Genomic DNA, 20,454 nt, shown 5'->3' with positions numbered 1-20,454 from the left:
GAAAGGAGAATGCTTATGTTTCGTTCCGTACAAGTTATACAATATGGATTTTTACTAGCAATAGGTTTTGTTAGTGGGGTTATTTGTTTCCAAGCTTTTTCTTTGGACAAGTCTATGAATCTTATTAAGTTAGTGGATCCGCGTGTGTTAGAACTATCAGATGTCACTATGTGGCAAACGATATTACCAATTGTTGCATGGGGATTATTTGTATTATTTTTTACAACTCACCCATATCTCCATTTTTTTGCTAGACTAGTAGTAGCTGTAAAGGCCACATTTTTTGGTTTCGGATCGGTATTTTTGTTAACTCAACAAGAATCGATTCTTGTCTATAGTGTTTGGTGGTTTCCATTTCAGCTAATTTATTGTATCTTACTATTAGCGCTATGTTCTGTATTTGGAACTAGAAAAGTAGGGCCGAATCGTAAGTTTGTTTTTAATAAACATTTATTTATTACATTAATGGTTGCTTTTACAGTGATGTGCGTTGGGGAAATGTTCGTTATTTCATATATCATTAATTAGTCCCCTAATCTTGTAATTAATTCTAGACTTTTGTTATAATGGAATGTGTTTAGGAGGGCGTCATATGGAAAGCCGTATTGATCGTATAAAAAAGCAATTACATAGTGCTGGCTATAAACTGACGCCACAGCGTGAAGCGACAGTTGCAGTACTATTAGAACATGAAGAGGATCATTTAAGCGCAGAAGATGTATATCTATTAGTAAAAGAAAAAGCGCCTGAAATTGGTCTAGCTACCGTGTACCGCACTCTAGAATTATTAACAGAACTAAAAATTGTCGATAAAATTAATTTTGGAGATGGCGTTTCCAGATATGATCTTCGACAAGAAGGTGCAAAACATTTCCATCATCACCTAGTATGTATTGAGTGTGGTTCAGTAGATGAAATTCAAGAAGACTTATTAGAAGAAGTAGAAATGGTAGTAGAAAAGCGATGGAATTTTATAATTAAAGACCATCGTCTCACATTCCATGGAATTTGTCATCGTTGCCAAGAAAAACATGATCATGAAGATGAGTAATCCCTAAATAGGTAATCCTATTTAGGGATTTTTTGTCGAATAATCGTTAGAAATTCAAATGCTTGCGAAATCGGTCTAAAAACTTGCAGAATTGTAAAGTTTGCACGATTTTTCGCAATAAAATGCAAAATGATGATTATAGAGAATATCAATTATTTAGGATTTCTTGCATCTGATTCCTAATAAAAAAATGTTAAATCTTGTATGCTTTCATAAAAATCTCTATCATTTTATATAGAGGAAGGGACAGGTGAGAAAATGAAAGAAGCGCAAGAAGCCGTCCTAGATTATCTCCATTTTCTAAGAGTAGAACGGCAATATTCTGAAAATACGTTAGCATCTTATAGAAGGGATTTAGAAGATTATATTGAACATTTACATAAAGGGCAAAAATTAGAGAGGTTAAATGATGTTGATCGTACTAGAATTCTAGTCTATTTGGAGCATTTAAGGGATAATGGCAAATCTTCTCGAACGATTGCCCGCCACATTTCATCAATCCGTTCATTCCATCAATTTTTATTAAGGGAAAAAATCACTGATCATGATCCTACAGTACATTTGGAAATGCCTCAAATTGTAAAGACATTGCCGAAAGTGTTATCCATTGCAGAAATCGAAGCATTAATACATGCGCCTGATCGTTCAAAACCCCAAGGCATCCGTGATGTGGCTATGATTGAATTGCTCTATGGTACGGGTATGCGGATTAGTGAATGTATTGAACTTAATTTAGAAGATGTGCATTTATCGATGGGATTTGTGCGCATTTATGGAAAAGGTGGAAAAGAGCGAATTGTTCCTCTAGGAAAGAGCGCACTTTATGCATGTGAAACATATTTGCAACAAGCTCGCCATCTGTTGCAAGGGAATTATCCAAAAACAGATGCGTTCTTCATTAACCGTAGAGGGAAACGTTTAACGCGGCAAGGATGTTGGAAACTACTGAAACAGCATGCTTTAGCTGCAAATATAAAAAAGGAAATGACTCCCCATACATTACGTCATAGCTTTGCCACACATTTAATTGAAAACGGAGCGGATCTTCGCTCGGTACAAGAAATGTTAGGACATGCGGACATTTCTACAACTCAAATTTATACACATATTAGTAAAACAAGACTTTCAGAAGTATATAAGCAATTCCATCCTCGTGCGTAGATTGTCAATGATAAGGAGGAAAAAAATGAAACCATTTAAAAGAATTCATTTAATCGTATTGGATTCAGTAGGAATTGGGGAAGCACCAGATGCAGAAAAATTCGACGATGTTGGAAGCGATACGTTAGGTCATATAGCAGAAGAGATGAATGGTTTACGCATGCCCAATATGGAGGCGTTAGGTTTAGGAAATATCCGAGAAATAAAAGGTATAAAAAAGGTTTCTAGACCGAAAGCCTATTACGGAATGATGCAAGAAGCTTCAGCAGGAAAAGATACGATGACCGGTCATTGGGAGATTATGGGGTTGCGAGTAGATCAACCTTTTAAAGTATATCCAAATGGATTCCCAGATGAGCTAATTAAGCAACTAGAAGAGAAAACGGGTCGGAAAGTAATTGGGAATAAACCTGCAAGCGGAACCGCCATTATTGAAGAACTAGGACAGGAGCATATGGAGACGGGAGCAATTATTGTCTATACATCCGCTGATCCAGTTCTTCAAATTGCTGCTCATGAAGACATTGTCCCATTAGAAGAACTTTATAAAATTTGTGAAATTGCACGAAATCTAACTCTAGAGCCGGAGTATTTAGTTGGGCGTGTGATTGCTCGACCTTTTGTAGGAACACCTGGAAACTTTTCTCGTACTGCGAATCGACATGATTATGCAATCAAGCCGTTTGGAAGAACGACGATGAATGAACTTAAAGATCAAGGTTTTGATGTGATTGCACTTGGGAAAATTTCGGATATCTATAACGGTGAAGGGGTAACGGAAGCCATTCGCACGAAAGATAATATGGACGGAATGGATAAATTAGTAGAAGCGTTGAAACGAGATTTCCACGGATTAAGTTTTTTAAATTTAGTAGACTTCGATGCGTTGTATGGACATCGACGAGACCCAATTGGCTATGGAAAAGCGTTGGAGGAATTCGACCAGCGATTACCAGAAGTGCTCGAGTTGTTAAAAGAAGATGATTTATTCATCATTACGGCAGATCACGGAAATGATCCAACCTTTAAAGGAACAGACCATACTCGTGAATATGTACCATTGCTTGTATATTCGAAAAGATTCAAAGAAACAGGAGATTTAGGTTTGAGAGAGACTTTTGCGGATATTGCAGCAACAATTGCTGAAAACTTTAACGTTCCCGCACCGGCAAATGGTACGAGCTTTTTGTCTAATTTAATTTAACGGGGTGAGTCAAATGAGAATGGTGGATATTATTGAGAAAAAGAGAGATGGTAAGGAGCTTTCAACGGAAGAAATTCAATTTTTTGTAAAAGGATATACAGAAGGTTCAATCCCAGATTATCAAGCTGCAAGTTTACTGATGGCCATTTATTTTCAAGATATGACAGAAAAGGAACGAACAGATTTAACAATGGCGATGGTAGAATCAGGGGATACTATTGATTTATCCGCCATACAAGGAATTAAGTGTGATAAACATTCTACAGGTGGTGTTGGAGATAAAGTGACCATTTGTTTATCTCCTATGGTGGCTGCTTGTGGAGTTCCAGTTGCGAAAATGAGTGGGCGCGGGTTAGGACATACTGGTGGAACGATTGATAAACTTGAATCTATTCCAGGCTTTAAAGTGGAACTATCTAGCGGGGAGTTTATTCAACAAGTCAATAACATCAAAATGGCAGTTGTTAGCCAAAGCGGAAATTTAACGCCCGCGGATAAAAAAATCTATGCTTTAAGAGATGTGACAGGTACCGTACCTAGTATTCCTCTCATTGCGAGTTCCATTATGTCCAAAAAAATTGCGAGTGGTGCTGATGCCATTGTTTTAGATGTAAAAGTCGGTGAAGGGGCATTTATGAAAACAGTAGAAGAGGCAGAAAAGTTAGCCCATGCAATGGTGAAAATCGGCAATCAATTAGGAAGAAGAACGATTGCCATATTATCCGATATGAGTCAACCGCTCGGCTATGCTGTCGGAAACGCCCTTGAAGTAAAAGAAGCAATTGAAGTGCTAAAAGGGAATGGCCCGGAAGATGTAAAAGAGCTTTGTTTAACCCTTGGCTCACAAATGGTTTATCTTAGTGGCAAAGCACAAACCCTAAAAGAGGCTAGGACGAAGGTGGAAAATGTATTAGCAAACGGAAAAGCATTGGAAGTGTTTAAAGCATTTATTGCTTCTCAAGGTGGAAATCCATCAATTGTGGATGACCCAACTTTATTACCACAGGCAAAATTTCAAGTTGAGATTCCAGCAACTGAGTCAGGTCATGTAGAAAAAATAATTGCCAACGAAATCGGTGTAGCCGCTATGCTTTTAGGGGCTGGAAGGGCAACAAAAGATTCCGAAATTGATTTATCTGTTGGAATCGTGTTAAATAAAAAGGTTGGAGACTATGTTGAAAAAGGTGAACCACTAGCAACGATTCATTCAAACCGAGAAAATATCAATGAGATTAAAGAAAGAATATATTCGAACATCTTCATATCGAATCAAAAAGTAGAAGCTCCTTCTTTGATTAAAGGGATTGTTGCAGAATGAAATATTAGCTTGTAGTAATACACGCAAAATGAATAGACGATTTAAAAAGAGTGAATGGTGAGTTTTCCAATTCGCTCTTTTTCGTTTTCTTGCAATTTGTGATGGTTATTAATAAAAGGGTTCGATAGTCTTAATTTAAGAGACTAAAAAAGTTCTAAATTTTTCATAAAAAATATGACAAAAATATGAAAAATGTATATTATTAACTTAATAAAGCAATAAAAGAGAAAATTAAAGAAGGGATAAGAGTGAGTAAAATTTGGCGGGGGAGATTTGAAGGGTATTCGTTAAATTCTTTTAAAAAAGATTTAGTTTCAGGAACAATTGTTGGAATAGTCGCTATTCCTTTAGCGATGTCTTTTGCGATTGCCTCTGGTGTGAAGCCAGAGTATGGAATTTATACGGCAATCATTGCGGGGATTCTTATTTCACTATTTGGGGGATCGAAATATCAAATCGGTGGGCCAACAGGTGCTTTTGTTCCTATTTTATTAGGCGTTGTACTTGTATATGGCTATGAAGATTTGCTGCTTGCCGGTCTGATGGCGGGAATTATGCTCGTATTAATGGGTGTATTGCGACTAGGAGTGCTTATACAATATATTCCTAGACCTGTTACAATTGGCTTTACTGCCGGGATTGCAGTAATCATTTTTACTGGACAAATTGCTAATTTTCTAGGATTGCAAGGTTTGGAGCAGCATGAGCGTTTCATTGATAACATGCAGGAAATCGCATCTCATTTGAATACAATGAATGTCTATAGTATTTTTATTGCAATATTATGTTTGGCTATCATCCTCATTACTCCAAAAGTGTTGCCAAAAGTGCCGGGGCCATTAATGGGCATTGTTATTTCGTCAGTTGTTGCTGCTATTTTCTTTAATGGACAAGTGGCTACCATTGGTTCTACTTACGGAGCTATTCCTAACACATTGCCACAATTAAAATTACCGGAAATTTCCCTTGAACGATTGGTGTCCTTGTTGGGGCCAGCTTTTGTCATCGCCATGTTAGGTGCAATCGAGTCATTGTTATCTGCAGTAGTTGCTGATGGCATGACAAATAGTAAACACAATTCAAACCGTGAATTAATTGGACAAGGTATAGCGAATATGGTGACGCCACTATTTGGTGGTATTCCTGCAACTGGTGCAATTGCCCGCACAGCAACGAATATTAAGTTCGGAGCTACATCGCCTATGTCTGGTGTTATTCACGGACTATTTGTTCTCATCATATTATTGTTATTTGCGCCTTTAGCGGTGCATATTCCGTTAGCAAGTTTAGCTCCTGTGTTAATGGTTGTTGCATGGAATATGAGTGAGCGTAAACATTTTGCTCATGTATTAAAACTAAAATCAGGGGATTCACTTGTATTAATTATTACGTTTTTACTGACTGTTTTTACAAGTTTAACAATCGCAGTGTTTGTAGGATTGTTGTTGGCCATATTGTTATTTGTGAAACGAATGAGCGACATGTTGATAGTGTCGAAAGTATTGCCCGACCATAAAAATAACGGAAAAGTTCAATCCCATGTCGTAAGTGAATCTCGGGATTGTCCTCAAATTAGTATTTATACGATTGAAGGTCCACTGTTTTTCGGTGCAGCCCAAACCTTTGAAGAACGAATTTTAAAGTCCCTTCACTATAAACCGCAAATTCTTGTACTTCGAATGGGGAAAGTGCCATTTATTGATGCAACTGGTGAGGCATATTTGAGAAATATTGTTCGCAATTTTAAATCACAAGGTGGACGACTGCTTGTAACAGGCGTACAACCAAGTTTGAAAACATTATTAAATAAAAGTGGTTTAACAAATGAAATAGGTGAACATAATTTTTTCGAACATACTGGAGATGCCATTAATTGCGCATTAGGATGCGTTAACCGAAACAGTTGTATTGGATGTAAACATTACGCTTTCCGTGAATGCGAAGAATTATCAACAACAAAAATTAGTTAACATGATTGAAAGGACAGATTTGACCATATTTTGGATCAAATCTGTCCTTATTAGTGCGCCTGGCATGGGTGTAATCTATAGGGTGTAAGTCCCGAACTGTGAAGGCAGAAGTAACAGTTAGCTTAACGCAAGGGTGTCCGTGGTGACGCGGAATCTGAAGGAAGCGAGCGGCAAACTTCCGGTCTGAGGAACACGAACTTCATATAAGGCTAGGTATCATTGGATGAGTTTGCTAAACAAAACAAAGTCCTTTCTGCCAAAGGTGGTACAGAGTAAATGAAGCAGATAGATGGAAGGAAAGATTACATTCTTACCCGGGGAGGTCTGGCGGATATGTGAAGTACGCTTCATAACCTACTTAGTGATAAGTAGCTGAACCGTCAGAAGTCAGCAGAGGTCATAGTATTAGTTGGTTTAGAACTACTAAGAAGGACCGAACAATTAAGAGAGAATAGCCCTTGGCATTCAGTGAGTCATGATGAACACAGAAAACGTAGTACCTCACTTGAGGAAGGAAGCGGTGAATCCCGTGGGAGACCTCTTGGAGGGTGGAGTGACCACTGGCATAAAGAGAACAGCTATTCACGGAAGTTATAAAGACTTGCGTCAATCATCTTAATTGAACCGCCGTATACGGAACCGTACGTACGGTGGTGTGAGAGGACGGGAGTTAATCGCTCCCTCCTACTCGATTGTTTAAAATTCTTCCTTTTTTTCCATACTAAAGCTGATTAGGTAATCTCTTCTTAACTTGACGTTTCATGATGACGCCAAATTCCAGTGCAAAAAAGCATAGGTCAAGTGGAATAAGGGAAGGCGGGTTGGATAACTGAATTGTAGGATTGAAGCATTATTTGCTTTAATGACAATTGCATGCTGTGAATTAATAGATTTATGAATAGATGACGCCTTTCCAGATGAGCTTGCAATCCGTTTATCGACTTCTACTAGCGTACTTCGTTATTTCGCAAGCTCGTCAAATTGATTCGTTTGTATAGGTGGTGGATGAAGAAAACATAAGAAACGAGTAAAACATATTATTAAAAGATTTTGTCGTATTTTTACTAGTTTCGGCGAATTTCTTCTACTATTGTCAACCGAAAGGGATTTTGACGTGCTATGTGGAATTGCGAAGGGAGGAGGCGATGTAACGGATGAATTTTGAAATAAATATGGAAAGAGATATTGCCATCATTCGACTATATGGCGAATTGGATCATCATGAAACCGAAAAAATTCGTACTCACATTTCTCAAACGATTTTAAAAGGAAATCTGCACACTATCATTTGGAATTTAGAGAGATTAAATTTTATGGACAGTTCAGGGATTGGCCTCATCTTAGGCCGCATGAGAGAGTTAAGTGCGGTCAATGGACAAACCATCATTTTAAACCCTTCAAATACGATGAAAAAAATATTTCAATTTTCGGGGTTAAGCAAGTATGTGATGGAGGGTAAAGAAGAAGAGGCGATCTTATATGCAAGGGGGATTGTGAATGGATAATGAAATGACACTTTCATTTGTAGCTTTAAGTGAAAATGAGAGCTTAGCGAGAATTGCAGTAACAAGTTTTGTGGCTCAATTAGATCCAACAATTGATGAACTATCTGAATTCAAAACGATTGTTTCAGAAGCTGTATCCAATGCAATCATTCATGGATATGACGAGGATGGCAAAGGGATTGTCACTGTCCATGCAGTTCGCGAAGGAGATGTCGTTTCAGTAGCTGTGAAAGATCAAGGAAAGGGGATTCCAGATATTAAAAAAGCTATGGAGCCTTTGTTTACGACAAAGGCAGATATGGAACGGTCTGGAATGGGCTTTACAATCATGGAAAGTTTTGCAGATCATCTTCAAGTGGAATCTGAACCTGGTGTTGGTACGGTCGTTACTTTTTCCAAAAAATTTCACTCGATGAAAATGACGCAAATATCTTAACAACATGAGTGAAATTCAACACCTTTGCGTTTTAAAAGAATAATTTTTGAATTGGATGCCAATATTAAAGGTATTTGGAAGAAGTAAGGGGGATGAGGACAATCGAACAGCCGTCCAATGTTTTGTTAACGCAAGAAGAGATGCGGGAGCTCATTAAGCTTGCTCAGGCCGGCGATATGGAAGCACGTAAACAGATGATTGAAGGAAATACGCGGCTCGTTTGGTCGATTGTTCAACGCTTTGCTTCTCGAGGAGTAGAGCTTGAAGACCTATTTCAAATTGGTTGTATTGGATTAATGAAATCGGTGGATAAGTTTGATTTATCATATGATGTAAAGTTTTCAACCTATGCTGTTCCCATGATTATCGGAGAAATTCAGCGCTTTTTGAGAGATGATGGAATGGTGAAGGTTAGCCGTTCCATCCGAGAGTTAAATTATAAAATACGTCAAGTCACCGATGAATACTTAAAGACCAATGAGAAGCCGCCTTCAGTCTCAGAATTAGCTGAAATGCTTGGTGTGTCACAAGATGAAATTTTAGTGGCAACTGATGCAATGAGAGATCCGGCGTCTCTTCATGAACAGTTGTTTGAGTCAGAGGGAGACTCCATTACGTTAATGGATCAAATGAAGGATGAAAAATCTGAATTACCGTTTCAATATATTTCATTAAAAGAAGTATTGAAAAAGCTTGATAAGCGAGAACAAGCAATCATTTACTTACGTTATTATTTAGATTTAACGCAAACGGATATTGCTGAAAGGCTTGGCATATCTCAAGTTCAAGTATCAAGGCTAGAAAAGAAAATCTTAGCCCAATTAAAACAATGGATGGATACTTCATCAAATACATCAAGTAAAACAAAAAAGACGGTGAATAAATGACGAACAAAATTTTTGCATCATTGGATGAAGCGAAAGAGTTCTTATATTCAAAATTTGGTAAAGATGAATCTTTCGATGTCTGCATTAAAGAAGTTCATGTCAAAGATTTGCCTGTACTATGCGTATATATCAGCGGTCTTGTTGATGGAATGACGCTCACTGTGCAATTAACACCGCTTTATTTTGATAGTGAAGAAAAACAATCTGCTCATCCGGTTAAAAATGACGACATCTATTTTGACAATATGTTCAACTTTTATGGAAAAGCTGAGCCGAAAGATAAAGAAGAATTTCTGCTCGGCGTTTTAAGTGGTCAAGTTGGGTTTGTGACACAACAAGGCTACGCCTACTTAACAGAGATAAGAAGTTATCCAGGTCGTCAACCGGATGAACCGGATAATGAAAAAGTTATTCGAGGTTCCCGAGATGGGTTTGCTGAAAACATTATGCTAAATACGGCGCTCATTCGCAGGAGAATTCGAAGCCCAGAGCTGCGTTTTGAACTATATAAAATCACAACAAACGGAAGAACTGATGTTGCAATTGCCTATATTAAAGATATTGTCAATGACAAACATTTAAAGTGGTTGAAGCAACGTTTAGAAGAAATTAACCACGATGGATTGACGATGGCAGACAAAACATTAGAGGAGTGGATTTTTAAACAAAGGTTTCACCCAGTTCCGTTTGTTCGGTATTCGGAAAGACCAGATATTGTTGCCGCCCATTTGCTTGAAGGCCATATTGCCATTATCGTTGATACGTCTCCGTCGGTTATTTTGCTGCCGATTACGATCTTCCACTTAATGCAGCACGCCGAGGAGTATCGACAATCACCCTTTGTTGGTTCAACCGTTAGATTTTTACGTTATACTGCAATTCTTTTAAGTTTAACATTTATGCCGATTTGGTATTTGCTGGCCACCCATGAGCAATATTTACCGGAAGCACTTGATTTTATCGGTTCAAAAGAAGAATCGAATATTCCATTATTATTGCAAATCATCATTGCCGACTTAGGTTTGGAATATTTGAGAATTGCGGCAATCCATACACCAACGCCACTATCCACTGCAATGGGGTTAGTAGCGGGTGTAATCATTGGACAAATTGCCATTGATGTAGGTTTATTTTCACCTGAAGTTGTACTTTATGCAGCAGTTGTCGCAATATTTACTTTTTCCATTCCAACCTTCGAATTAAGTGTTTCCATAAAATATTTCCGTTTTATCGTATTAGGTTTAACAGCCTTATTTGGACCTAGTGGATTTTTCATCGGCTTCTTCTTCATCTTTTCGTATTTTTGTGCACTAAGGCCGATGCAAATTCCTTACATGTGGCCACTAATACCATTTTTCCCCAAAGCCTTTTTAAGGGTATTCATTCGATTCCCGATGGCAGACGATGCCCTCAGGCCATATATTGTTGGAGCAAAGCAGCGGAAACGTGTTTAAATTCAGTTGCGAAAGATGTGCGCCTATGTTAAAGTTCAAACATAAAACTAAAAATTTAAGGCTGTCCAGTGTCAAAATATTCAATCTATATTGTATAGATGATTTAATTCAAGGAAAGTTGGCGAAATGGGGCTTTCCTACCATTTTATCTGCTGACTGGTAGATGGAATTCATAAAGTTGAAATGGAATGCTTAGTGTTTAGCCGATCCTTAGAGGAAAAAGTTAGAATTTTTGACATGGACAGCTTATTTGTATACGGAGGGGAATCTATGCACTTATACGGAACTCAAACAATCGGAGAAAATGGCCATTTACATATCGGTGGTGTTGATACAGTTGAGCTAGCTAAAGAATATGGGACTCCACTAATCGTTTATGACCTAGAATTAATAAGAAATCGTGCTCGCGCATTTAGAGACACTTTTATTAAACATGGTGTTGAAGCACAAGTTGCATATGCATCGAAAGCATTTTCATGTATTGCAATCTATCAATTTGTTAACGAAGAAAATTTATCGCTAGATGTTGTGTCTGGTGGAGAATTATATACTGCTATAAAGGCAAACTTCCCCGCTGAACGCATTCATTTCCATGGAAACAATAAATCTTATGATGAATTAATCCTCGCCTTTGATGCAAAAATTGGTTGTATCGTTGTAGATAATTTCTATGAAATTGAACTATTAAAAGAAATTTCAGAATCTCGAAAACAATCGATGAATATTTTATTGCGTGTCACTCCTGGTGTGGAAGCACATACTCACGATTTCATTACAACTGGACAGGCAGATTCTAAATTTGGTTTTGATTTATATAACGGTCAAGCGGATGAAGCATTCAAGCTAGTTGCGAATCATGAATATTTAAATTTACTAGGTTTACATTGTCATATTGGTTCTCAAATTTTTGAAACGGACGGCTTTAGTTTAGCTGCAGGGAAATTAATTGAAAAAATTGGCGAATGGAACGATGCATTTGGCTTCCAATGTAAAGTACTTAATTTAGGCGGTGGCTTTGGCATCCGCTACACAGAAGAAGATCGTCCTCTTGAACCCCATGTGTATGTTGAAGAGATGGTCAAAACAGTAAAAGAGGAAGCTTCAAAACGTCGTTTAGCAATGCCTGAAATTTGGATTGAACCAGGACGTTCCCTAGTTGGAGATGCAGGAACTACATTATACACTATTGGTTCTCACAAAGTCGTACCAAATATCCGTGAATATATTGCAGTTGACGGTGGAATGAGCGACAATATTCGTCCAGCATTATACAATGCAAAATATGAAGCTGTCATTGCTAATAAAGCAAATCTGCCAAAAGATTACACTTATACTGTGGCTGGAAAACTATGCGAATCTGGTGATAAACTAATTGAGGATGCTCCTCTCCAACAAGCAGAACCTGGTGATATACTCGCAATTTTCTGTACAGGTGCTTATGGCTATGCAATGGCTTCTAATTATAATCGTGTGCCGAGACCAGCAGTTGTCTTTGTGGAAAAGGGTGCATATCAACTAGCAATTAGAAGAGAGAGCTATGAAGATATTATTTTAAACGATCAAGAATATCATTTAAACAAGGTGAATAAATTGTGAAATTTTCAAAATGGACATTGTTAGGATTTTTTGTCGTTTTTTGTTTAGTATGGGCATTGTTTTACATTTTTGTACTTATTCCTAAACTTCAGTAAATGAATTGAGATGCTGGTAATTTCTGGGTGAAATTTGATTCTTAATTTGAAATCGTGTACGATAGTAAAGAATGTTTGTATGCGATAAGAAAACGAGGGAATGATACATGTTAGTACGTTATAAAAAATCACTCGAAAAAATTGCGATGGGTTTACTTTCGTTTATGCCCCAAGAAAAGGACGTCAAAAAATTAATGGAAACAATGCAGTCTTATGAACAAGAAGATAATTGGCAATTATATTTATGGAAAAAAGATGATGAGTATGTAGGAATTGTAGGCGTATTAGAGGAAGATTCTGTAGCGACGATTCAGCACATTACGGTTGTTCCTTCCTATAGAGGTGAGGGAATTGCCAAGCAAATGTTAAAAGAATTAAAAACATGTGGTGAATATACAGAAATCAAAGCTTGTGAAGAAACAGAACCCTTTGTTAAGAAATGCTTACATAGCTTACAAGAGGCAGACGAAAATTAACGTCTGCCATTTCTTTTTTCTTCACGCATTGTTAGAATATCTGAACGATCGCGCAGCATATGCTTATGAAGAAGAAATTCATGGGACAACGGTGGAAGTGATGAAATCTTGCCATTGACTTTTTCTATTAAATCACGATTCATCAATTTGATTTGAAAAGCTTTGTATGGTTGATTGTTTTCTATGGCATCAATACTTTTTAAACAATCGTTACATAATTGCTGAAAATCGATATAATCAAAAAATGGATGTCCTTGATTGGATAAAAATTTTTTGTAGGCTTTTCTCATTATGCGATGAGCGCCGCGAAGATTTCCTCTTCGCCAATGATATAAGCCGGTCGCCAATTGTATATACCCAACGAGAGGATGTTCTTTTTTTCCAGGTGCAATTGTCTTCCAATATTCCTCTAAAACTTCGTGACATTCAAAATAATCTTGATTACCATTGAAATATGCGCAAAAATCGATAAATAGCGGATGAAATAAGGGATGCATAGTGAATATGAACCTCTTTTCTCTATACTCATTTTTTAATATGAAACGCAAGGTGTGTGACATATGTATGAAGTAAAACTAGATGCTTTTCAAGGACCACTTGATTTATTATTGCATTTAATTCAACGTTTGGAAATTGATATATATGATATCCCGATGGCAGAATTAACCGCTCAATATATGGAGCATGTTCAAGCAATGAAGGTGCTGGAGTTGGATGAAGCCAGTGAATATTTAGTGATGGCTGCAACACTCCTTGCAATTAAAAGCAGGATGTTACTCCCGATTCATGAAGGGGAGATGGAAGAAACAGAATTTGAGGTGGAAGAACCCGATCCAAGGGAAGAATTAGTCCTAAAGTTAATTGAATATAAAAAGTATAAAGAAGCAGCAATTGAATTGAAAAAGATGGAAGAAAATCGACCAGAGAACTTTACAAAGCCGCCAAGTGACCTGTCTCCATTTATGCCGGATGAGCAACTTGCATTGTTTAATGCAGACGTCAATATTTATGATTTGCTGTACGCATTTCAAAAAATGCTTCGAAGAAAACAATTGAGAAAGCCATTAAAAACGACTGTAAAAAAACAAGATATTCCAGTTAAAGAACAAATGTTAAGAGTTGTGGATGTGCTGAAAAAACGGGGTGGTAAATCCAGCTTTTCAGATCTCTTCCCTTATGAAGATAGATCCACAATCATTGTTACCTTTTTATCGCTGTTAGAATTGATGAAACGTCAAGTTGTTTTCGTCGAACAAGAAAGAAACTTTGAAGATTTGACCGTGATTTTGCAGAAGGAGGAACGATTAGGTGAACTCGAAGATCTTGATGGCTAGGATGGAGGCATTACTATTCGTTGTAGGAGATGAAGGACTGACGGTTAAACAACTGGCGGAATTATTAGATGTAGATGAAGTTGATATCGAAGCTGGATTAAGTGAGTTAAAAACCCTTTATGAAAATAATGATGCATCTGGTCTTACAATAAAACAATTGTCTGATACATATTTATTAACAACAAAACCAGAATTAGCAAATACGATCAAAAAATTAGTTGAAAATCCAAATAGTCAAGTACTTTCAACAGCCTCATTAGAAGTTCTTGCAATTATTGCATACAAACAACCTATTACGAGGACAGAAATTGAAGACTTGCGCGGTGTGAAAAGTGAACGTCCTATCCAGACTCTCGCATCACGAGGCCTTATTCGGGAAGTCGGACGAGCAGAAGGTACAGGACGAGCTATTCTTTACGGAACAACAAAAGAGTTTTTAAATTATTTTGGACTATCCGATTTATCAGAGCTTCCTCCATTACCTGAAGGTGATGAAGATGTTGAAAATGAACAAACAGATCTCTTTATGACAAAGTTCCAAGAAGTATTTCACAATGAAAATGAATAAAGGAGTGGCTAAGTGAAATTAGCTAAATTCATCATTACTTTCGTTTTTTCATTGACGTTTTATTTCTCGCTCCATCATGTTGTAAAAGCATCTTATGTTGTCATTGATGCAGATACTGGAAGAACATTGATTGGAAATAATGAGCATGCAAGAATGCCCATAGCTAGCCTTACAAAAATTTGGACTGCACTTATTGCTATTGAAAATAGCAATTTAGATGATGAAGTCGTTATTTCTCGAGAGGCTGCAATGAGTGAAGGGTCATCAATTTATTTAGAACCAGGCGAAGTGGTCACTGTAGAAACATTGTTGTATGGCCTTATGCTTCGATCAGGGAACGATGCAGCGTACGCTTTAGCGGAACATGCAGGCGGATCTGTTGAAGGATTTGTCGATTTAATGAATGAAAAAGCACTATATTATCGCTTAAATCAAACATATTTTACTAACCCTTCAGGCTTGCATCATAATTTGCATTTATCCAGTGCCTATGATACTGCCCAAATGTTAAGAATTGCTTTAGAAAATGAAGATTTTTTTAAAATTGCATCAACGATTCAATATAAAAGTAATACGAAAAATGGAACGACATGGTTAAATAAACATCGCTTACTCCGAGAGAATGTTGGCGCTGTAGCAGGAAAAACTGGATACACAAAAGTAGCTGGAAGAACTCTTGCAACGTATTTTGAAAAGGGGAATGAACGCATTATCGTCGTAACATTAAACGAAGCCAACGATTGGCAAGTACATAAACAACTTGCAAATCAGGTGTTTGAAGAGTATGATGTGAAAACGATTGTAAAAAAAGGAAAGTATAAAGCGAATGATAATATTACAGTTCAGCTGAAGGAACCAATTAAATTACTGATCTCGGAAGAAGAAGAAGATCAATTGCAAAACGTGTTGCACCTATCACGAAATCAAGATGTTAAATTCGGCATTTGGCATGTGTTTTTAAATAATGAAAGTATTTATTCAACAAAGGTAAAGTTAAAATAATAACATAAAAGCTGTCCGAAACGCTCTTATTTTTCGGGCAGCTTTTCCCTTGTATAAACTGAGTTGTTTTTCTTTAATATTGAGACAAAATATGACATAATTTTCATCAGTAAAGAAGCTAATGAATTATAGTTATATGTATTTAGAGGTGAGTCATCAAATGGAAAGGCTTCAGAAAGTAATTGCTCAAGCAGGTATTGCTTCCAGAAGAAAAGCGGAGCAATTGATATTAGAAGGAAAAGTGAGAGTTAACGGTGAGGTCGTTACAACACTCGGGACAAAGGTTTCAAGAAGCGATGTTGTAGAAGTGAATGGTATAAAAGTAGAAAGGGAAGAAAAAGTTTACTACTTATTCTATAAGCCAAGAGGTGTCGTATCAACGGTATCCGATGACAGAGGACGAAAAACAGTTTTAGACTTTTTTCACGATCACGTGGAAGAGCGAATTTTCCCTGTAGGTCGACTAGATTTTGATACATCGGGCTTAATATTATTAACGAATGATGGCGAATTTGCTAACTTAATGACCCATCCGAAATACAAAATTGAAAAGACATATATTGCAAGGTTAAAAGGGATTCCGAGTTTTGAAGATATCAAAAAATTGCGGAGAGGTATTATGCTTGAGGACGGTATGACTGCTCCTGCAAAGGTGAACATCAAAAAAGTTGATCGAAAAGCAAATAAAGCAATTTGTGAAATTACCATCCATGAAGGGAGAAATAGACAAGTACGACGCATGTTTGACGCAATTGGAACGCCTGTTGTCAAATTAAAACGTGAAAGATTTGCTTTTCTTGACTTAAAAGGATTAAATGCAGGAGAATTTCGGGAACTTACTGCCCATGAAGTGAAGCAGTTGCGCGTTTTGGCAGAAACAGGGAAAATTGGTTGATACTATGTTCATAGTGATAACCTTCATAAACATTTCAAATTTGGCCTTTAATTATTTGCTATAATGAAAGAGATTGGAATGTTCTCTTCAAGGAGGTTGCTGAATGGAAAAGAAAAAGAAACGTTCGATTATTAGAGGAATCATACTTGGAGTATTGGCTTGTGCAATTATTTATACAATATACAATACTGCGACAAAAGATACAGTAGAGGTTTTAGCTGATGGAGATACAGCTCCTGATTTCGAATTAGTAGATTTAGAAGGGAACACACATCGTCTATCTGATTACAGAGGTCAAGGGGTATTTTTAAATTTCTGGGGAACATGGTGTGAACCGTGTAAAAAAGAAATGCCTGCGATGGAACGACAATATCAACAATTTAAGGATCAAGGTGTACACATTTTAGCAGTAAATATAGCTCAGTCCAATTTTGAAGTAGAAAATTTTGTTGAGCAGTATAATCTTACTTTTCCAGTAGTCATTGATAAAACAAAAAGCGTGATGCAAGCTTATAATGTTGGGAAATTACCTGCAACTTATTTAATTACTCCGGAAGGAAAAGTGAAAAGAGTTCCTCCTGGTGAATTGTCAGAAGAACAAATTCAATCTCTTATGGAGTCAATTAAGCCAGAATAGGAGTATTTAAAATTATGGAAAAAATCTCATGTGTTTGTGGTCATGAAAACCCATTTGGTACAAAGATTTGTGAAAAATGTGGTAGACCATTATCTGAAGAAGCGAAAGCTCAAAAAGTTCTTGATATGCGATACGATGGTACAGCCATTCGTTCTAAAACATACAACAAATCCATTATTGATAAAATCTGGAATTTCTTTTCGAGTGTTAAAGTCGGTGTATCGTTAATTATTATTACACTAATTGCATCAGCTCTTGGTACGATTTTTCCTCAAGAATTTTACGTTCAAGTGGCTACACAAGAAGAGAAAGCGCTTTATTATAAACAAAACTATGGCGTTTTTGGTGAACTATATTACAATTTAGGTTTATCTGATTTGTATAGTTCGTGGTGGTATCAGATTCTAGTAGGGCTATTAGGAATCTCCATTATCGTAGCAAGTCTTGACAGAGGTCTTCCTCTATATAAATCGTTAAAAAATCAACGTGTAAAGCGCCATGAAAGCTTTATGAAAAGGCAGCGAATTGTTGCTCATGGGCCAGTAACAGAAGGCGATTCTTCAAAAACCCTTGATTTAATTGAAGAAAAAATGAAAAGTTTACGTTATAAAGTTCGTCGAGATGGAAACGCTTTATTGGCAGAAAAAAATCGCTTTGCCCGCTCTGGTCCATACATAAATCACCTTGGGCTTATTATCTTCTTGTTAGGAGTAATGTTACGATTCCTACCGGGATTCCACGTAGATGAATCGATGTGGATTCGCGAAGGAGAAGTTCGTGCGATTCCTGGAATGGATGGATATTTCCTAGAAAATAAACAATTTATTTTAGAAACTTATGACAATGATCCAACGAGAGCACAAATTGAACAAGGTGTTGCTGCCATTGCGAAAAACTATCAGACGGATGTAAAGTTATATAAACAGGCTGAAGGTGCAGTGTTAGGGGATACGGAAAATATGGAACTCGTTAAAGAGTATTCCATTCGTGTTAACTACCCATTAAAATATGATGGTTATGCTATTTATCAAATGGATTATCGATTAAATGAATTAAAATCAATGACGTTTGAATTAACCCATAAACAATCTGGTGAGTCTCTTGGATCGATGAAAATTGATTTGACAAATCCAGAAAAAGAATATGTTTTAGGTGAAAATACAAAAGTTCAAATCTTGAACTACTACCCAGACTTTTCTGGACTAAAAGATGGTGTTCCTCAAACTGCATCCCAATATCCAAATAACCCTGCTTTTGTGTTTAAAATGATGACACCGGATAAGCCAGAAGGGGAAGTAAGTTTCGTTTCAATTGGTGCTTCTCCAATTGAAGCGGGGGAAAATGAATATAAAATGACCTTTAAAGGTGTAGAAACAAGAAATGTATCAGGATTAACAATTCGAAAAGATGTAACGATTCCTATCTTGATTATTGGTGGAGTTATTTTCTTATTAGGATTAGCAATTGGTTCTTATTGGAATCATCGTCGCCTGTGGGTACAACAATTAGAAGATGGCAAAATTATGCTTGCTGCCCATACAAACAAAAACTGGTTTAGCATGAAAAAAGATTTAGATGTTGTGACAGAATATGCGCATTTACCTCAATATATTGACCAACTAGAAGAAAAAGATGAGAAGGATAAGGAAGGTGACGGTGCCGAATGAGTTTAATTGATATTAGTGGTAATTTACTTTTTATAGCATTCTTTGCATATATTATAGGTACGGTTTTCATAGCGGGTTCCATTAAAAGAAACGATGGTGCTGCTAGTAGAGCCGAAAAATGGGGAAAAATAGGAATTGTGATTGCAATTATTGGTTTCATTTCCCAGCTAGGCTATTTTATTACCCGTTGGATCTATGCGGGACATGCTCCTGTAAGTAACATGTTTGAATTTACTACAGCCTTTGGAATGTTCCTCGTTGGAGCATTTATATTAATCTACTTTATGTATCGTGTTACGGTTCTTGGTTTAGTGGCATTACCGATAGCAGTATTATTTATTTCTTATGCAACAATGTTCCCAACAGAAGTAACGCCACTTGTGCCATCGCTACAAAGTAATTGGCTAACTATTCACGTTGTAACAGCGGCAATTGGACAGTCGATTCTTGCTATTAGCGCAGTGGCTGGACTTGTTTATTTACTAAAGGAAGTAGATCCAAAAACAAGCTCAAGGGAACGTTTTTGGCTTGAAGCCATTTTATATTTCTGCGTAGTTGTAATCGGCTTTGTACTTGTAACGATTACATTCCGCGGCATGGGATATGAAGCACAATTTACTTATGTTAATAATAATGGTATGGAATCTGAAATCGTTTATAATATGCCGGCATTATTCGGAATGAATGAATCTGAATTAAAAACGGAAGGCGTTATGGAGCCGCTAGTCGAAATGCCTGCGATTATTAATGCGAAGAAATTAACGACTGTTGTATGGTCATTCTTGGTTGGAACGATTCTATACTTGTTATATCGCTTCATTGTGCGAAGACCGATTTGTGAGTTGCTTCATCCTTTAGTGAAAAAAGTAAACTCTCATTTAGTTGACGAAATTGGATATCGTTCTGTATTAATCGGATTCCCTGTCTTCACATTAGGGGCTCTCGTCTTTGCCATGATTTGGGCACAAATAGCTTGGGGTCGATTCTGGGGATGGGATCCAAAAGAAGTATGGGCTCTCATCACTTGGTTATTCTATGCAGCTTATCTTCATTTACGTTTATCTAAAGGATGGGAAGGAAGAAAGTCTGCTTGGCTCGCATTAATCGGATTTGCAATCATCATCTTTAATCTCGTCTTTGTAAACTTAGTGATTGCAGGACTCCATTCATATGCATAATTTCTATATACTATAATAAA

Annotated in this window: 21 protein-coding genes; 20 read left to right on the top strand and 1 reads right to left on the bottom strand. The window is 37.0% G+C overall.

Annotated features, from left to right (window positions below; translation table 11 throughout):
• Positions 1-15 precede the first annotated feature (15 nt).
• The 13 genes from NSQ18_RS01860 (at position 16) to NSQ18_RS01800 (ending at position 13,153) form a co-directional block, all read left to right on the top strand.
• Positions 16-528, top strand: coding sequence for a hypothetical protein (locus NSQ18_RS01860; protein ID WP_016836899.1), 513 nt, complete (start codon positions 16-18; stop codon positions 526-528).
• A 64-nt stretch (positions 529-592) separates the two neighbouring features.
• Complete coding sequence (locus NSQ18_RS01855; protein ID WP_016836900.1) at positions 593-1,051, top strand: Fur family transcriptional regulator; 459 nt, start codon at positions 593-595, stop codon at positions 1,049-1,051.
• A 258-nt stretch (positions 1,052-1,309) separates the two neighbouring features.
• Positions 1,310-2,212, top strand: a complete 903-nt coding sequence (xerD, locus tag NSQ18_RS01850) for a site-specific tyrosine recombinase XerD (protein WP_168411749.1) — start codon at positions 1,310-1,312, stop codon at positions 2,210-2,212.
• A 25-nt stretch (positions 2,213-2,237) separates the two neighbouring features.
• Positions 2,238-3,416: a phosphopentomutase gene (gene deoB / locus NSQ18_RS01845; RefSeq protein WP_339288753.1), complete on the top strand. Its 1,179-nt coding sequence runs from the start codon at positions 2,238-2,240 to the stop codon at positions 3,414-3,416.
• 13 nt (positions 3,417-3,429) lie between these two features.
• Entirely contained in the window at positions 3,430-4,734 is a 1,305-nt protein-coding gene (locus NSQ18_RS01840) for a pyrimidine-nucleoside phosphorylase (RefSeq protein ID WP_339288752.1), read from the top strand.
• A 248-nt stretch (positions 4,735-4,982) separates the two neighbouring features.
• Complete coding sequence (gene sulP, locus NSQ18_RS01835; protein ID WP_016836904.1) at positions 4,983-6,704, top strand: sulfate permease; 1,722 nt, start codon at positions 4,983-4,985, stop codon at positions 6,702-6,704.
• A 475-nt stretch (positions 6,705-7,179) separates the two neighbouring features.
• Positions 7,180-7,323, top strand: a complete 144-nt coding sequence (locus NSQ18_RS01830; RefSeq protein WP_172597779.1) for a hypothetical protein — start codon at positions 7,180-7,182, stop codon at positions 7,321-7,323.
• A 535-nt stretch (positions 7,324-7,858) separates the two neighbouring features.
• Positions 7,859-8,209, top strand: a complete 351-nt coding sequence (gene spoIIAA, locus NSQ18_RS01825; protein ID WP_016836905.1) for an anti-sigma F factor antagonist — start codon at positions 7,859-7,861, stop codon at positions 8,207-8,209.
• Positions 8,202-8,645, top strand: coding sequence for an anti-sigma F factor (gene spoIIAB / locus NSQ18_RS01820; protein ID WP_016836906.1), 444 nt, complete (start codon positions 8,202-8,204; stop codon positions 8,643-8,645). The genes spoIIAA and spoIIAB overlap by 8 nt, the downstream gene beginning before the upstream one ends.
• Positions 8,646-8,737: 92 nt before the next feature.
• Complete coding sequence (locus NSQ18_RS01815) at positions 8,738-9,532, top strand: SigF/SigG family RNA polymerase sporulation sigma factor (protein ID WP_016836907.1); 795 nt, start codon at positions 8,738-8,740, stop codon at positions 9,530-9,532.
• Entirely contained in the window at positions 9,529-10,986 is a 1,458-nt protein-coding gene (locus NSQ18_RS01810) for a spore germination protein (RefSeq protein ID WP_096550770.1), read from the top strand. Before NSQ18_RS01815 ends, NSQ18_RS01810 begins: the two co-directional genes overlap by 4 nt.
• A gap of 270 nt (positions 10,987-11,256) precedes the next feature.
• A complete protein-coding gene (lysA, locus tag NSQ18_RS01805; RefSeq protein WP_016836909.1) occupies positions 11,257-12,582 on the top strand; it encodes a diaminopimelate decarboxylase in 1,326 nt (441 codons plus the stop codon).
• Positions 12,583-12,784: 202 nt separating this feature from the next.
• Positions 12,785-13,153: a GNAT family N-acetyltransferase gene (locus NSQ18_RS01800; RefSeq protein ID WP_096550772.1), complete on the top strand. Its 369-nt coding sequence runs from the start codon at positions 12,785-12,787 to the stop codon at positions 13,151-13,153.
• Here the strand turns inward: NSQ18_RS01800 and NSQ18_RS01795 are convergent.
• Positions 13,150-13,650, bottom strand: coding sequence for a DUF309 domain-containing protein (locus NSQ18_RS01795; RefSeq protein WP_016836911.1), 501 nt, complete (start codon positions 13,648-13,650; stop codon positions 13,150-13,152). The two genes, NSQ18_RS01800 and NSQ18_RS01795, sit on opposite strands and share 4 nt — an antisense overlap.
• A gap of 63 nt (positions 13,651-13,713) precedes the next feature.
• Here NSQ18_RS01795 and NSQ18_RS01790 point away from each other — a divergent pair, with 63 nt between their 5' ends.
• The 7 genes from NSQ18_RS01790 to ccsB all read left to right on the top strand — a co-directional run bounded on the left by NSQ18_RS01790 (position 13,714) and on the right by ccsB (position 20,434).
• The gene (locus NSQ18_RS01790; protein ID WP_016836912.1) at positions 13,714-14,487 is read left to right on the top strand and encodes a segregation/condensation protein A; all 774 of its coding nucleotides are present in this window, start codon (positions 13,714-13,716) and stop codon (positions 14,485-14,487) included.
• Positions 14,480-15,055: an SMC-Scp complex subunit ScpB gene (gene scpB / locus NSQ18_RS01785; RefSeq protein ID WP_016836913.1), complete on the top strand. Its 576-nt coding sequence runs from the start codon at positions 14,480-14,482 to the stop codon at positions 15,053-15,055. The genes NSQ18_RS01790 and scpB overlap by 8 nt, the downstream gene beginning before the upstream one ends.
• A gap of 12 nt (positions 15,056-15,067) precedes the next feature.
• Entirely contained in the window at positions 15,068-16,057 is a 990-nt protein-coding gene (locus NSQ18_RS01780; RefSeq protein WP_339288749.1) for a D-alanyl-D-alanine carboxypeptidase family protein, read from the top strand.
• Positions 16,058-16,217: 160 nt separating this feature from the next.
• Positions 16,218-16,952 carry a pseudouridine synthase gene (locus NSQ18_RS01775; protein WP_016836915.1) on the top strand — a complete coding sequence of 245 codons (735 nt, stop codon included), beginning with the start codon at positions 16,218-16,220 and terminating at the stop codon, positions 16,950-16,952.
• 103 nt (positions 16,953-17,055) lie between these two features.
• On the top strand, positions 17,056-17,589 hold the full coding sequence (gene resA / locus NSQ18_RS01770; protein ID WP_016836916.1) for a thiol-disulfide oxidoreductase ResA: 534 nt from the start codon (positions 17,056-17,058) through the stop codon (positions 17,587-17,589).
• A 14-nt stretch (positions 17,590-17,603) separates the two neighbouring features.
• Positions 17,604-19,256 (top strand): cytochrome c biogenesis protein ResB, encoded by a 1,653-nt coding sequence (locus tag NSQ18_RS01765; RefSeq protein WP_016836917.1) that lies wholly within the window; start codon positions 17,604-17,606, stop codon positions 19,254-19,256.
• Positions 19,253-20,434 (top strand): c-type cytochrome biogenesis protein CcsB, encoded by a 1,182-nt coding sequence (gene ccsB, locus NSQ18_RS01760; protein ID WP_016836918.1) that lies wholly within the window; start codon positions 19,253-19,255, stop codon positions 20,432-20,434. The genes NSQ18_RS01765 and ccsB overlap by 4 nt, the downstream gene beginning before the upstream one ends.
• Positions 20,435-20,454: the final 20 nt, after the last annotated feature.

This window comes from Ureibacillus sp. FSL K6-0786 (genome assembly GCF_037965165.1).
Lineage (GTDB): Bacteria > Bacillota > Bacilli > Bacillales_A > Planococcaceae > Ureibacillus > Ureibacillus thermosphaericus.
This window is presented reverse-complemented; position numbering and strand designations above follow the sequence as displayed.